The organism is Candidatus Nanopelagicus hibericus, assembly GCF_002288005.1.
GTDB classification, from domain to species: Bacteria; Actinomycetota; Actinomycetes; order Nanopelagicales; family Nanopelagicaceae; genus Nanopelagicus; species Nanopelagicus hibericus.
Genome location: NZ_CP016771.1, coordinates 443,993 through 457,833 on the forward strand (window position 1 = coordinate 443,993; position 13,841 = coordinate 457,833).

13 protein-coding genes are annotated in these 13,841 nt (G+C 43.1%); 7 read left to right on the top strand and 6 right to left on the bottom strand.

Going from position 1 to position 13,841, the window contains the following annotated elements:
* The first annotated feature begins 76 nt into the window (after window positions 1-76).
* The gene (locus B1s21160_RS02385; protein WP_041887860.1) at window positions 77-373 is read left to right on the top strand and encodes a DUF4193 domain-containing protein; all 297 of its coding nucleotides are present in this window, start codon (window positions 77-79) and stop codon (window positions 371-373) included.
* On the opposite strand, the gene B1s21160_RS02390 is transcribed toward B1s21160_RS02385, so the two are convergent.
* Entirely contained in the window at window positions 370-819 is a 450-nt protein-coding gene (locus tag B1s21160_RS02390) for a DUF3093 domain-containing protein (RefSeq protein WP_095672893.1), read from the bottom strand. The two genes, B1s21160_RS02385 and B1s21160_RS02390, sit on opposite strands and share 4 nt — an antisense overlap.
* A gap of 23 nt (window positions 820-842) precedes the next feature.
* Here B1s21160_RS02390 and B1s21160_RS02395 point away from each other — a divergent pair, with 23 nt between their 5' ends.
* Genes B1s21160_RS02395 through B1s21160_RS02405 form a run of 3 tightly spaced genes read left to right on the top strand, consistent with a single transcriptional unit; the run spans window position 843 to window position 2,478 of the window.
* Window positions 843-1,427, top strand: a complete 585-nt coding sequence (locus tag B1s21160_RS02395) for a PaaI family thioesterase (protein ID WP_041887864.1) — start codon at window positions 843-845, stop codon at window positions 1,425-1,427.
* Window positions 1,424-1,858, top strand: a complete 435-nt coding sequence (dut, locus tag B1s21160_RS02400; RefSeq protein ID WP_095672270.1) for a dUTP diphosphatase — start codon at window positions 1,424-1,426, stop codon at window positions 1,856-1,858. The genes B1s21160_RS02395 and dut overlap by 4 nt, the downstream gene beginning before the upstream one ends.
* Complete coding sequence (locus B1s21160_RS02405; RefSeq protein ID WP_095672271.1) at window positions 1,855-2,478, top strand: DUF3159 domain-containing protein; 624 nt, start codon at window positions 1,855-1,857, stop codon at window positions 2,476-2,478. Before dut ends, B1s21160_RS02405 begins: the two co-directional genes overlap by 4 nt.
* Here B1s21160_RS02405 and B1s21160_RS02410 read toward each other — a convergent pair.
* Window positions 2,475-3,128: a potassium channel family protein gene (locus B1s21160_RS02410; RefSeq protein WP_041887868.1), complete on the bottom strand. Its 654-nt coding sequence runs from the start codon at window positions 3,126-3,128 to the stop codon at window positions 2,475-2,477. The genes B1s21160_RS02405 and B1s21160_RS02410 overlap by 4 nt on opposite strands.
* Window positions 3,125-3,790, bottom strand: coding sequence for a potassium channel family protein (locus B1s21160_RS02415; protein ID WP_041887878.1), 666 nt, complete (start codon window positions 3,788-3,790; stop codon window positions 3,125-3,127). The genes B1s21160_RS02410 and B1s21160_RS02415 overlap by 4 nt, the downstream gene beginning before the upstream one ends.
* 32 nt (window positions 3,791-3,822) lie before the next feature.
* On the opposite strand from B1s21160_RS02415, the gene B1s21160_RS02420 reads away from it, so the two are divergent.
* Genes B1s21160_RS02420 through dxs form a run of 3 tightly spaced genes read left to right on the top strand, consistent with a single transcriptional unit; the run spans window position 3,823 to window position 9,698 of the window.
* Window positions 3,823-5,028, top strand: a complete 1,206-nt coding sequence (locus B1s21160_RS02420; RefSeq protein WP_095672272.1) for a class I SAM-dependent RNA methyltransferase — start codon at window positions 3,823-3,825, stop codon at window positions 5,026-5,028.
* A 37-nt stretch (window positions 5,029-5,065) separates the two neighbouring features.
* Window positions 5,066-7,726 carry an aconitate hydratase AcnA gene (gene acnA / locus B1s21160_RS02425; RefSeq protein WP_095672273.1) on the top strand — a complete coding sequence of 887 codons (2,661 nt, stop codon included), beginning with the start codon at window positions 5,066-5,068 and terminating at the stop codon, window positions 7,724-7,726.
* 31 nt (window positions 7,727-7,757) lie between these two features.
* Window positions 7,758-9,698, top strand: coding sequence for a 1-deoxy-D-xylulose-5-phosphate synthase (dxs, locus tag B1s21160_RS02430; RefSeq protein ID WP_190276972.1), 1,941 nt, complete (start codon window positions 7,758-7,760; stop codon window positions 9,696-9,698).
* Here the strand turns inward: dxs and B1s21160_RS02435 are convergent.
* The 3 genes from B1s21160_RS02435 to efeU are packed head-to-tail and all read right to left on the bottom strand — an operon-like array spanning window position 9,640 to window position 13,812.
* Complete coding sequence (locus tag B1s21160_RS02435) at window positions 9,640-11,742, bottom strand: 3-hydroxyacyl-CoA dehydrogenase NAD-binding domain-containing protein (protein WP_095672275.1); 2,103 nt, start codon at window positions 11,740-11,742, stop codon at window positions 9,640-9,642. The genes dxs and B1s21160_RS02435 overlap by 59 nt on opposite strands.
* Window positions 11,742-12,947 carry a thiolase family protein gene (locus B1s21160_RS02440; protein WP_095672276.1) on the bottom strand — a complete coding sequence of 402 codons (1,206 nt, stop codon included), beginning with the start codon at window positions 12,945-12,947 and terminating at the stop codon, window positions 11,742-11,744. Before B1s21160_RS02440 ends, B1s21160_RS02435 begins: the two co-directional genes overlap by 1 nt.
* 52 nt (window positions 12,948-12,999) lie before the next feature.
* On the bottom strand, window positions 13,000-13,812 hold the full coding sequence (gene efeU / locus B1s21160_RS02445) for an iron uptake transporter permease EfeU (RefSeq protein WP_095672277.1): 813 nt from the start codon (window positions 13,810-13,812) through the stop codon (window positions 13,000-13,002).
* Window positions 13,813-13,841: the final 29 nt, after the last annotated feature.

Below are 13,841 nucleotides of genomic sequence, written 5' to 3' on the forward strand. Positions count from 1 at the left end.
CCGCCCAGTTGGAGTAATAGCTACTCTAAAGAAAAATGAATTAGTTTTACCTGTTTTAGGTAGAGGGAGGTGAGCGATGGCAACTGATTACGATACCCCCAGAAAAACCGATGAAGAGTTACATGAAGAATCACTTGAAGAGTTAAAAGCTAGAAGAGCTGACGCACAATCTGGCCAAGTTGATATTGATGAGGCTGAAGCTGCTGAAAATCTTGAGTTACCAGGTGCAGATTTGTCAGGTGAAGAGTTAACGGTAAAGGTAGTACCAAAACAAGAGGACGAATTCACCTGCTCTCGCTGTTTCTTGGTGAAACATATTAATCAAAAAGCCCGTGGTGAGGGTTTGAAAGCAGTATGCAGAGATTGCGATTAATTTAGTTTAGCTGCAAGTAACCTTGCTTTTTTGCTGGAAACCAACCAATAAGGGGTTGGGTCATTTTTATCATTTAATTCAATCTTAACTCCGGTAGTAATCCAAAATCTTGTGGCATTAAATGCTGCTGGATCAGAGTCTGGCCCGCGTATTTTAATAAATTGCTTCTTATCTAGCACACTTACTTTTTTTATGTATTTGCATTGAATTTTGGCGTCCCCGATATATAGCCACTCATTGATCAAAACGATTTCAAGAGCCGTTTTTTTAGCAGTATAAATTAATGAGATAAAAATTAGTAGTGAGATAATTGTGGCGCTTAGATGTCCAAATGGCGCCCAGATAGTTAGATACATTGAGCCAACCATCACCGCTAAAAAAGCCCAAAGCCAACTTGGCCAATTAATTCGCTCGGCAAATTCAGATTTTGAATTAGATCTAGCCATAGGATTAAGGATACGCTCTGCCAATGAGTCGTATTGCATCCACCACTCCACCTGCTGATGCGGTAATGCCAGTGAGACATTTAAAAGCCCCTGCGATTGGTTCGCAAATTCCTTCACATTTTGGTCATTGTTTTGGTTGTGGTGAATTACACAAAACTGGTTTACACCTAATTGCGATTGCTGGTGAATCTTTAGATTTAACCGCGAAATTTACGGTAACTGAAAATCATCAAGGCGCACCTGGACTTGCGCATGGTGGACTACTTTCACTTGCATTTGATGAAGCACTTGGTAAATTGATGTGGCTAATAAGGACTCCAGCAGTAACCGGCAGATTAGAAACTGATTTTCTTTTGCCAGTACCTATGGGAAGAACCCTTTACATTGATGCCAGAATTACTGGTCAAGCAGGTAGAAAGATTTACACCCAAGCTGAAGGACGCTTGGATTCAACTTCTGGTGAAATCGCGGTGAGAGCCTCGGCATTATTTATTGCAGTACCAATGGAGCATTTTATTAAGAATTTAACTGATCAATATAAAGATCACTTAGTTAAGCACCCAGAGCTGATGGCATTTGTTGATCCAGATTTTGATATAAATCCATGACCGAGGTATTAATTAAACGGCTTGATCCCACAATGCCGATGCCTTCATATGCAAAGGGCGGGGATGCTGGAGCAGATCTTGCTACCCGGATTGATTTCACCATAAATCCAGGGGAGAGACTATTAATTCCGACCGGCATAAGTATTGCTTTACCTAATGGTTTTGTAGCACTAGTGCACCCAAGATCTGGGTTGGCAGTAAAGCATGGGATTTCAATGGTGAATACTCCTGGCACAGTTGATGCTGGATATCGCGGTGAGCTGCAGGTAATCCTGATCAACCATGATTTAACCAACCCGGTTTCATTTAAAAAAGGTGATCGCATTGCGCAATTGGTAATCCAGAAAGTAGAACGAGCTGAATTTGTTGAGGTAGCTCAGTTACCTGGCTCTGAAAGAGCAACAGGTGGGTTTGGATCAACTGGATCATGAGCTACCAAGGAGATAGCGAAGATAAGGACAAGGTAATCAATGCCTTGGGCGGTAAACGTGGCTTAATAGATTCAGGACTTCCTGCTTTGGTTTTTTTAATAGTTTTTAACTTATCAAGTCGAGATATAAATACTGCCATTTATGCTGCCGTTGGATTATCGATTTTTTTAACTGCAGCGCGCCTGCTAAAACGAGAGACTGTGCAGCATGCATTTTCTGGCTTAATTGGTGTGGCAATTTGTGCAGTAATTTCCAAGCGAAGTGGCAGCGCTGCTGATTTTTATTTACCAGGTTTATGGATAAATGCAGGATATGGATTGATGTATACGGTGACTAACTTAATTAAGTGGCCAATATTGGGCTTAATGCTGGGACCCATTTTGGGAGAGAACTTAATGTGGCGCAAAGATCCAGCTAGATTAAATGCTTATATAAAGGCGGGGTGGTTATGGGTTGGTATGTTTGTTGCCAGATTACTTATTCAATACCCGCTCTATCAAAGTGGAAATGTGAACGCACTTGGCACCGCTAGACTGTTTATGGGATATCCACTATTTATTTTGACCGCTTGGGGCACTTGGCAAATTCTAAGAAAAACTCCAACAACGAAAATAAACTAAATAAAGCAAGCCTTTAACTGAGCTTCAGCTTTGGCTGATGCCACAAAAAGTAGTTCATCTCCTGCGGTGAAGACATCATGTTCTTTAGGTGTGAGCACATGACCATCTCTAACAATGGCTGCAATACTGGCATCCTCTGGAAGTACTACCTCACCGACGGTCTTTCCGCAGCAGGCGGCTGTATCTGGCAAAGTTATCTCTACTAAGTTTGCTTCACCTTTTCTAAATGAAAATAGCCGGACCACATCGCCGACACTTACTGCTTCCTCCACCAACGCCGAGATAATTCTTGGGGTAGATACAGAAACATCAACACCCCAGGCGGAATCAAACATCCATTCATTTTTTGGGTGGTTAACTCGAGCCACTACTCTTGGTACGCCATACTCAGTTTTCCCTAAAAGTGAGGCAACAAGGTTGACTTTGTCATCACCCGTTGCGGCGACTAAAACTTGGCAACTATCTAGCTTGGCCTGATCTAATGCGGTAATTTCACAGGCATCAGCTAATAACCATTCAGCACTTGGAACTGAATCCATTTTTAATGCCTTTGGATCCTTATCTATCAGCAGTACTTGATGACCATTTTCCAGCAACTCTCGTGCGATAGCTCGGCCCACATTTCCTGCCCCAGCGATTGCAATTCTCATTTATCACCTGCTGGTGATTTAGCTAAAGTTTTTTCAGTATTGGAAATCTGTTTCTCCTCAATAAGTAGATGGACAAGATCTCCCTCTTGTAGCACCGTGTGTTCATCTGGCAGCAAGGCTTCACCTAATCGGGTTATAAAGGCCACTCTAGCTTTCGTATTTTTCTCAATTAGAAAGACTGGCTCGCCATACCAATCCTTATGCAGGTTTACCTCAACTAATTGCACACTTCCAGTTGCATCACGCCACTCAGATTTTGTGCCATCAGGGGCAAGTCTTCGCATAATTTGATCGGTGGTCCAAAGTACGGTGGCTACCGTCGGAATACCAAGTCGTTGATAGATTTCAGCTCGACCTGGATCATAAATACGAGCAACAACATTTTTCACACCGAAATTCTCTCTGGCAACACGCGCAGCTAAAATATTTGAGTTATCGCCATTTGATACTGCCGCAAATGCATCTGCCTTTTCAATCCCAGCCTCTAATAGTGTGTCTCGATCAAAGCCCACTCCAGCAACTGTGCGACCATTGAAATCAGCTCCCAGCCTTCGGAAAGCTTCGCGATTTTGGTCTATCACCGCGACGGTGTGACCAGCCTTTTGTAGATCTACCGCCAAGGTGGAGCCGACTCGGCCACAACCCATAATTACTACGTGCACAAAGTACAACTTACACCCATAGGCTCACTCCTATGGAATTGAACGCTCAGGAGCGGTTAAAAATTGGCCAAATAGTTGAGCTCCAAATTGGTCCGATCGCACATGGTGGACACTTTGTTGCACGTTATAACGGGCAAGTTATTTTTGTACGACATGGCATTAGTGATGAATTGGTAAAGATAAAAATAACTGCTGTTAGCGCAAAAATTGCGCACGCAGATGTTGTTGAGGTAGTAACTCCATCACCTGATCGTATTTCACCGCCTTGTGTATATGCCGGAAGGTGTGGAGGTTGCGATTTCCAGCATATTAACATTGAAAAACAGCGGGATTTAAAAGTAAGTATCGTGAAAGAGCAATTTTTAAGAATCGGGAAAATAGATCTAGATCTGCTTGGGATTGATCTAAAAATGAGTGCGGTGGAGCCAGTTGATGGACTTCACTGGCGAACTCGTATGGATTTTGCAGTTTCTCCTAATGGCCAAATTGGATTTTTTGGAGCCAGAAGTAATGAAGTAGTTGAGATTAAAGATTGCCTAATTGCTGATTCCAGAATGGATGTTGCCGGGTTAGCAAATCGTAGTTGGAAATCTGATGCCAGGGTTGAGGTTGCGGTTTCAAGCACAAATGAGGTTTCAGTGATGAGATCGGGCAGTAGTATTAGTGGACCCACTCAAATTGTTGAACAGGTTGGTGGCAACTCTTTTAAAATCGCACCTAATGCTTTTTGGCAAAGCCACAAGGCGGCTCCGGTTGAATTAGTTAAAGCTGTGATGGCGTTGCTTGAAATTAAGAAAAATGATCACATATGTGATCTTTACTCAGGTGTTGGATTATTTGCAGCAGCACTTCTCAAAGAGGTTAGTGATCTAGGTTTTGTTACCTTAATCGAGAGTGATAAAACTGCTGTGGCAGATGCCAGGCGCATATTTGCCAATAAGCAAAATGTGAAGATTTTGCAGGGCCTGGTCGCACAACAGCTACCAATTGTTAAGCGAGCAGATTTGATCTTGCTAGATCCACCAAGAACTGGTGCTGGTGAGGTAGTAGTTAAACAAATGGTTAAATTTGGGCCAAGGAAAATACTTTATGTCGCATGTGACCCTGCCGCGTTGGCTCGAGATGCTAAGACATTGGCAGAAAGTGGTTATAAGTTGGATCACATCCAAGCTTTTGATCTTTTTCCAATGACTCAGCACATAGAGTGCGTGGCTAGTTTTTCGCCAGTAACAAGATAGGATTAGCGTAGAAATAGGTGAAAAGGGGTTTCAGGCGTTGAGTAAGAACTCATTTAAGGCCAAAACCACACTAGAAGCAGCCGGAAAGCTTTATGAAATATTTGATATTACAGCTTTTGCGGAGGCGAAGGACTTACCGTTTAGTTTAAAAATACTTCTTGAGAATTTACTTCGCACCGAAGATGGTGCAAACATCACTGTTGAGCAGATAAAAAAACTTGCGAATTGGGATCCAGCAGCTGAGCCTGATACCGAAATCCAATTCACGCCAGCTCGGGTGATAATGCAGGATTTCACAGGTGTGCCTTGCATCGTAGATCTGGCAACCATGCGGGAGGCAATAGCAGATTTAGGTGGCGATCCAGCAAAGGTGAATCCACTATCACCGGCAGAGTTGGTTATAGACCATTCGGTAATCGCAGATCTCTTTGGCACCAAAGATGCATTTGAGCAGAATGTTGATATTGAATACCAGCGAAATAAAGAGCGATATCGCTTCTTGCGGTGGGGACAAAGTGCTTTTGATGAATTTAAAGTAGTTCCGCCTGGAACTGGAATTGTTCACCAAGTAAATATTGAGTATTTAGCTAGGGTAGTAATGAGTAGAGAAGTGGCTGGAAAATTGCGAGCATACCCAGACACAGTGGTCGGCACCGACTCTCACACCACCATGGTTAATGGCTTGGGGGTTTTAGGTTGGGGTGTTGGTGGCATCGAAGCAGAGGCGGCATTACTTGGCCAGCCAGTATCTATGCTAATTCCAAAAGTAGTTGGCTTTAAATTAAATGGGAAACTGCCAACTGGGACTACCGCGACCGATCTAGTTTTAACAATTACCCAAATGCTTCGAAAGCATGGCGTGGTTGGAAAATTTGTTGAGTTTTACGGTCCAGGAGTTTCGGCTTTGCCAATGGCGAATCGCGCAACTATTGGAAATATGTCGCCAGAGTATGGATCAACTTGTGCAATATTTCCAATTGATGAGGAGACAATTCGCTATTTGAAACTAACTGGGCGCAGTGCAGATCAATTAGAGTTAGTGGAGAAGTATGCAACGGTTAATGGACTTTGGCATGATCCAGCTGCCACACCAAGATACTCTGAAAAGCTTGAATTAGATCTAGGCACTGTTGTGCCATCAATCGCGGGTCCAAAGCGACCACAAGATCGAATCTCACTTCAAGATGCAAAGAGTGCGTATCAAAGTGTGCTACCCACATATTTCACTGATAAAACTAACAAAAATAAGATTGATGTGAAGGTTAATGGCAAATCTACGACGGTAGCTAATGGCGATGTGGTGATTGCGTCAATTACCTCTTGCACCAATACCTCAAATCCATCGGTAATGATTGGTGCAGCTTTGCTTGCTAAAAAAGCGGTTGAAAAAGGTTTAAGTAGTAAGCCATGGGTTAAGACAACTTTAGCTCCCGGTTCAAAGGTGGTCACTGATTATTACGATCGAGCAGGTCTAACCCCCTATATGGAAAAGCTAGGTTTTAATTTAGTTGGATATGGTTGTGTGACCTGTATTGGAAACTCAGGTCCGCTGCCAGTAGATATCAGTAAGGCAATAAATGAAAATGATTTAGCGGTTTCGGCGGTACTTTCTGGCAATCGAAATTTTGAGGGAAGAATTTCACCCGATGTAAAGATGAATTACCTTGCCTCCCCACCATTGGTAGTTGCCTATGCATTGACCGGCTCAATGAATCATGATTTTGAAAAAGATCCGATTGGCAATGGCAGTGATGGCAAACCGGTATTTCTTAAAGATATTTGGCCAACAACAGCTGAGATAGATGAGGTGGTGGGATCATCAATTTCATCAGAGATGTTTAAAAAGGATTACGCCTCAGTTTTTGAAGGTGATAAAAGATGGAAATCACTAGATACTCCAACTGGGAAAACTTTTGAGTGGGATGCCAAATCAACTTATGTGCGAAAGCCACCCTACTTTGATGATATGCCAGCAAAACCAAAGCCGGTAGCAAATATTGCAGGTGCTCGAGTTTTAGCTGTACTTGGTGATTCAGTAACCACCGACCATATTTCACCTGCTGGAAATATCAAGGTCGACTCACCAGCTGGAAAATACTTGGCTGAGAATGGAATTGATCGAGCAGATTTCAACTCTTACGGATCAAGGCGTGGAAATCATGAGGTAATGATCCGGGGTACCTTTGCCAATATTCGCCTTAAGAATCTACTGCTTAATGGAGTTGAAGGTGGTTTTACAAAAAACTTTATATCCAATGGTGTGCAAACAACTATTTATGATGCATCTCGTGCTTACATAAATGCCAATGTACCTCTGGTGATATTAGCCGGAAAAGAGTACGGCTCTGGCTCATCCCGAGATTGGGCAGCAAAGGGAACTGCATTGCTTGGAGTGCGAGCAGTAATTGCGGAATCTTTTGAAAGAATTCATAGATCTAATTTAATTGGTATGGGAGTGCTGCCATTGCAATTCTTAGATGGACAAAGCACCACCACTCTTGGATTAGATGGCAGTGAGGTATTTACTATCACCGGTGTCGATCAATTAAATAATGGTCAAACCCCGAAAGAGGTTGAGGTAATAGCTGGGGAGAAGAAATTTAAGGCAAAATTGCGGATTGATACACCAGGTGAGGCAGATTACTATCGCCACGGCGGGATTATGCAGTACGTATTACGCTCGTTACTAAGCAAGTAGATCGTAAAAATAAGTAAGTACCCTTTAAACTATACCCATGTTGGAACAGATTAAATCCCCAGATGATCTAAAAGGGCTTTCAGCTGAGCAATTAACTCAATTATCCTCAGAAATACGCTCCTTTCTAATTGAACAAGTTTCAAAGACTGGTGGGCACCTTGGACCAAATCTTGGCGTGGTGGAGTTAACAATTGCAATTCACCGAGTATTTAAATCACCAAAGGATGTAATTGTTTTTGATACTGGCCATCAAAGTTATGTTCATAAATTGCTAACTGGTCGTATGGCTAGTTTTAGCAAACTTCGTCAGCGAGGTGGCGCAGCTGGTTATCCAAATAGAGGCGAGAGTGAGCATGATGTAGTGGAAAACTCTCACGCCTCAACAGCACTGTCTTGGAGTGATGGAATCGCCAAAGGTTTTTCATTAACAAATCAAAATGATAGAACTGTAGTTTGTGTAGTTGGTGACGGTGCATTAACTGGCGGTATGAGCTGGGAGGCGTTAAATAATATTGCAACAAATGAAAAGGAAAAATTAGTAATTATTGTCAATGACAATGAACGATCTTACTCACCAACAATTGGTGGATTGGCAACATATTTATCCACCCTTCGAACCACAAGTGGCTATGAGAAGTTTTTGGATTGGGGCAAAGGGGTGTTGGAGAAGACACCAGTTGTGGGAGGTCCGATATATGAAACTTTGCATGGTGTGAAAAAAGGTATTAAGGATATTGTCGCCCCCCAAGGAATGTTTGAGGATTTAGGTCTTAAATACTTTGGCCCAGTTGATGGTCATGATATTGGCGCAATCGAAAAAGCTTTAAGGATTGCTAAAGATTTTGGTAGACCAGTTTTAGTTCATGTGATCACCGAAAAAGGACGCGGACATGCACCTGCAATAAATGATGAGGCAGAGAAGTTTCATGCCGTTGGGGTGGTTGATGCTGAGACTGGGCAGCCATTGAGTAAAGCAGGTAAGAGTTGGACCAGTGTATTTTCTGAGGAGTTAGTAAAGATTGGCGGTGAAAGAACAGATGTTGTTGCGATTACCGCAGCCATGATGGGACCAACCGGATTAGATAAATTTGAGAAGGCGTACCCAGATAGAACCTTTGATGTGGGAATTGCCGAGCAACATGCGGCTACCTCCGCGGCTGGTATGGCATTTGCTGGTCTTCATCCAGTGGTTGCGGTTTACTCCACATTTTTAAACCGAGCATTTGATCAATTATTACTTGATGTTGCACTCCATAAGGCTGGTGTTACTTTTGTTTTAGATCGAGCAGGTGTTACCGGTGATGATGGGCCATCACATAATGGAATGTGGGATTTAGCCCTAACTGGCATAGTGCCAACTTTGCATGTTGCTGCCCCGCGCGATGGCCAGCGAGTTAAAGAGACATTACGCGAAGCACTTGATATCAAAGATGCCCCTTCGCTCATTCGTTTTCCAAAGGGTGCAGTAAATCCAGATATTCCAGCTTTTGAAAGACGTGATGGCATTGATGTTTTATACCGTGGTGAGAGTGCCGATGTCCTGTTGGTCAGCGTAGGTGCTTTTGCCGCAATTGCGGTAGAGGCTGCAGCGCAGACTTATCGTGAAGGGGTAGGTGTGACGGTAATTGATCCAAGATGGGTTAAGCCATTGCCAAAATCCTTAATCACTATGGCCCAGCGATATAAAAATGTAGTTGTGTTAGAGGATGGAATCAAGCATGGTGGTATTGCCAGCACCATTTCAGAGATGTTTAGAGATGCACAATTAAATGTTCCGGTTCACTCAATTGGCTTACCACTTGAATTTTTGGAGCACGCCAAGCGAGCTGAGATTCTAGAAGATCTTGGAATAACCGTTCAAAGTATTGCGCGCTCGCTAGTAGCCTGGCACAGCAGCGCAGTATCAAGTGATGTTAAGGAAGAGATGCAACTGCCGGAGGGTGAAAACGAGAGCCGCAAACCGCTTCGCTAATTCCTTCACGATCCAAATACGGCAAGATCCCACCTAAATGCATAGGCCAGCCTGAGCCAAGTAACATACAAATATCAATCTCTTGTGGAGTTGCAACAACTTTTTCATCTAGCATCATCTTTGCTTCAAGGGCTAAAGCTTCAAGGGCTCGCCTTCTAACCTGATCTGAGGTCGATGGTGAATTACCTTTTTCAAGTAGTGCTAAGGCAGCAGGATTGACAGTGTTCGCGCCATTTGCATCCTTAATATAGAAAGTTTTGACACTCTCTTTTACAAATCTTTGCATGGTAGGTGAGACCTTATATCTCGGTCCTAGATTCTTATTTAAAGTTTGCGCAACATGCAAAGCAACGCCAGGGCCTACTAAGCCAAGTAATTCAAGTGAGGACATAGGAAAACCAAGGGGAGCCATTGCAGCATCCGCTACCTCGTACGGAGTCCCCTCATCAATTGCATCGGTTACCTCACCCATAAATCTAGTCAATAAGCGATTTACGACAAATGCTGGCGCATCTTTTACGATAACCATTGTCTTCTTCAGCTCTTTGCCGACATTAATTGCAGTAGCGGTGGTGGCATCATCAGTCTTACTAGTTCTTGCCACTTCTAATAGTGGCATCACCGCCACTGGATTAAAGAAGTGAAATCCCACTACCCGTTCTGGATGTTTTAATCCTTCACTCATTGCCTCAACTGATAAAGATGAGGTATTAGTTGCTAAAACACACTCTGGCGTAATGATTAATTCAAGATCTTTAAATAATTTCTGTTTAAGTGATAGCTCCTCGAAAATTGCCTCAATCACAAAATCAGCATTGGCAAATACCTTTTGGTCAACTGAACCAGAGATATTTGAGAGCAATCTGGCAGCACCTTCAGGTGAATCTCGTTTTTTATCAACTAATTTTTGAATTTCATTTTTAATCCAGCTCAAACCCTTATCCACTCGCTCTTGATCTAAGTCGGTAATTACCACTGGAACCTTAAGATTACGAAGCATTAACAACGCCAACTGTGCGGCCATAAGCCCCGCGCCCACAACACCAACCTTGGAAACCTTTCTTGCCACCGCAGGCTTCGGTGCTCCTTCAACCTTTTTGCGCTTTTTCTGAATTAAATTAAAAGCATATAAGGATGCACGAAGTGAATCACTCATTACCAGATCTGCTAAAACTTTAGTCTCTGCTGCAAACCCATCCCTTACTGAGTTGCTTTGAGCAGATTTAATTAATTCAAGTGCTGCAAGTGGTGATGGAATTTGGGCGCCACTATATTTTTTTGCAACCGCTGCTTTGCCGATGGAGACAGCTTTTTCAAAACCAGCAGAATCCTTGCTGTAATCCTTACGTTCAATTTTTTTCGTTCCATTTAAAATATCAGCCACAAACTTAACTGAATTTTCTAAGAAATCTACCGGCTGGTAAACCGCATCTACCACGCCCAGTGATAAAGCATCCTTTGCTTTCATCATGGTGTTGTTGTTTAATGCATTGACAATTATTACTTGCACCGCATTTTCAGGACCAATCAACTTTGGTAGCAATGTTGCCCCGCCCCATCCTGGAACCAATCCTAAAAAGCATTCAGGTAATGCAGTAAATGCAGTAGAAGAGAGTGTGCGATAGTGGCAATTCAAGCCCACCTCTAAGCCCCCACCCAAAGCTAAACCATTTATAAATGCAAAGGTTGGTTTCTTACTTTCATACAATTTTAAAAACACTTCATGTCCAAGATCACCGATGGCAATTGCTTGGGATTTATCCTTCAAAAAAGACATTGCAGATAGATCAGCACCTGCTGCAAAAATAAATGGTTTACCAGTCACTGCAATCGCAACCGCTTCAGATTTTTGCGCCTCATCTATCGCGGATGCAAGTGATGCTAGGGAGGCTGCGCCAAAGGTATTAGGGCGGTTGTAATCAAGACCATTATCTAAAGTAATCAATGCTAATTTGCCGCTATTTCCAAATGGTTGAAGTGATACTAATTGCAAAATCGCTTTGGTTACAACCTCATCAGGAGCACCAGCTAAAACTTCAGCCACTACTTATCGCCTTTGTAGTTTGGATTCTCCCAAATAACAGTCCCGCCCATGCCCAGACCTATACACATGGTAGTAATTCCATACTTTACTTCGGGGCGTTCTTTAAAACCATTTGCCAAATTGAGAATTAATCTCACTCCGGAAGATGCTAGTGGGTGTCCAACTGCAATTGCGCCACCATAAATATTCACTCGGTTGTCATCATCGGCAATGCCAAAGTGATCTAGAAATGAGAGTACTTGAATTGCAAAAGCTTCATTTACTTCAAATAAACCAATATCACCAATATCTAAGCCAGCTTTTTTCAACGCTTTAATGGTGCTAGGTACCGGTCCATATCCCATAATCTCTGGTTCAACACCTGCAAATGCAAATGAGATCATTTTTGCTTTGATCGGCAGATTTAAATCCCTCGCCTTACTTTCTGAAGCCAAGATTGCAGCTGTGGCACCATCATTTAGTCCGGCTGCATTTCCAGCAGTGACGCGGCCAGCTGGCCGAAATGGTGTTTTAAGAGCTGCTAGCGCCTCCAATGTTGTTTGTGGCCGAGGTGGTTCATCAACTGTTGCCATTCCCCAACCAAGTTCAATACTACGGGTGGCAACTGGAATTAAATCAGGTTGAATTTTATTTGCTGCATACGCTGCAGCAGTCTTTTGTTGCGAAGCAAGTGCATATTTATCAGCTCGTTCTTTTGTGAGATGAGGAAATTTGTCATGTAATCGCTCAGCGGTTGCACCCATCTGCAAAGCATCGGTATCAACTATTTTTTCAGCTAAGTATCTAGGATTTGGATCCATGCCATCACCCATTGGATGATTTCCCATATGTTCAACTCCGCCGGCAATTGCTAGATCATAAGCACCCATATTTATGCCACCAGCGATAGTGGTCACTGCGGTCAGAGCGCCGGCGCACCATCGGTCAATTGAGTAACCAGGAACTGTATTTGGAATGCCCGCTAATATTGAAACTGAGCGGCCGATATTCATTCCCTGATCACCGGTTTGAGTTGCAGCGGCAATTGCTACATCATCAATTTGATCAATTGGTAGATTTGGATTGCGCTCAAGTAGGCCACGAATGCAGCGGACCATAATGTCATCTGCTCTGGTTTGAGAGTATAAGGAGCCAGCTTTACCAAACGGAGTTCTAACTGCATCAACTAAAACCACATTAGTTTTTGCGGTGGCAGTTTTACTCATAGGGCTAGGTTACTCGCCAGTAGAGTAAATGGGTAGTGGGGCAACCCCCTACTTAGACCAGTGTCTTTGCCTTTGCTGGCTTTGTATAAAGGCGAAGCACAATCGATAGATAAGCCGCCCAAAAGAAAAGCTGAATCCAAGAGGTATTTACATCAAAACCAATAGTGCCAGCAAGTACTGAGCCAGCTATTGAATCCTTCGCCATTACAGATGAGATATCCCAAGCGTAAGAGCCATCACCTGGAATCCAACCAAGCTCTTGATACTCATGCACTCCATAGGAGAGAACTCCTGCTGCCACAACAATCAGTGCAACACCAGTGATAGTAAAAAACTTACTTAGATTAAGTTGAATAGCTCGGTTATAGATTAAATACCCCAAAACTACCGCCAGAGTTAAACCTAAAACTAATCCAACAGATGCTGAGGATGTTGCAGCAACTGTCTTGAAGTTTGTATAAACAAATAGCGCAGTCTCTAATCCTTCACGGGCAACTGCAAAAAAGGCTGCAGCTGCAAGTGCTAATGGACCAGCAGAAAGGGCGTTATCGACCTTGCCATGCAACTCATCTCTTAAAGTTCTTGCTGCCCGCTTCATCCAAAAAACCATCCAGGTAACTAGGGCCACTGCCAAAAATGATGTCGTGCCAGCAAAGAATTGCTCACCGCGCTCACTTAACTCAGCTGAGGTGAAGGATAAAAAGCCGCCCAATGCAAAGCTGGCAGCAAGTGCCAACGCCACACCACTCCAAATTGGAGCAAGTAAGTTTCTACGATCTGTCTTGACCACATATGCAACTAAAATTCCCACAATTAATGCAGCCTCGAGCCCCTCACGAAGGGCGATTAGAAATGTACTTAACATGGGATTAGCATAAACCTAAGAAATTGAAT

Excerpts from the sequence above, each read along its gene's own strand:
- B1s21160_RS02385 (WP_041887860.1), top strand. The coding sequence starts at position 77 with ATGGCAACTGATTACGATACCCCCAGAAAAACCGATGAAGAGTTACAT.
- B1s21160_RS02390 (WP_095672893.1), bottom strand. The coding sequence starts at position 819 with ATGGCTAGATCTAATTCAAAATCTGAATTTGCCGAGCGAATTAATTGG.
- B1s21160_RS02395 (WP_041887864.1), top strand. The coding sequence starts at position 843 with ATGAGTCGTATTGCATCCACCACTCCACCTGCTGATGCGGTAATGCCA.
- dut (WP_095672270.1), top strand. The coding sequence starts at position 1,424 with ATGACCGAGGTATTAATTAAACGGCTTGATCCCACAATGCCGATGCCT.
- B1s21160_RS02405 (WP_095672271.1), top strand. The coding sequence starts at position 1,855 with ATGAGCTACCAAGGAGATAGCGAAGATAAGGACAAGGTAATCAATGCC.
- B1s21160_RS02410 (WP_041887868.1), bottom strand. The coding sequence starts at position 3,128 with ATGAGAATTGCAATCGCTGGGGCAGGAAATGTGGGCCGAGCTATCGCA.
- B1s21160_RS02420 (WP_095672272.1), top strand. The coding sequence starts at position 3,823 with ATGGAATTGAACGCTCAGGAGCGGTTAAAAATTGGCCAAATAGTTGAG.
- B1s21160_RS02440 (WP_095672276.1), bottom strand. The coding sequence starts at position 12,947 with ATGAGTAAAACTGCCACCGCAAAAACTAATGTGGTTTTAGTTGATGCA.
- efeU (WP_095672277.1), bottom strand. The coding sequence starts at position 13,812 with ATGTTAAGTACATTTCTAATCGCCCTTCGTGAGGGGCTCGAGGCTGCA.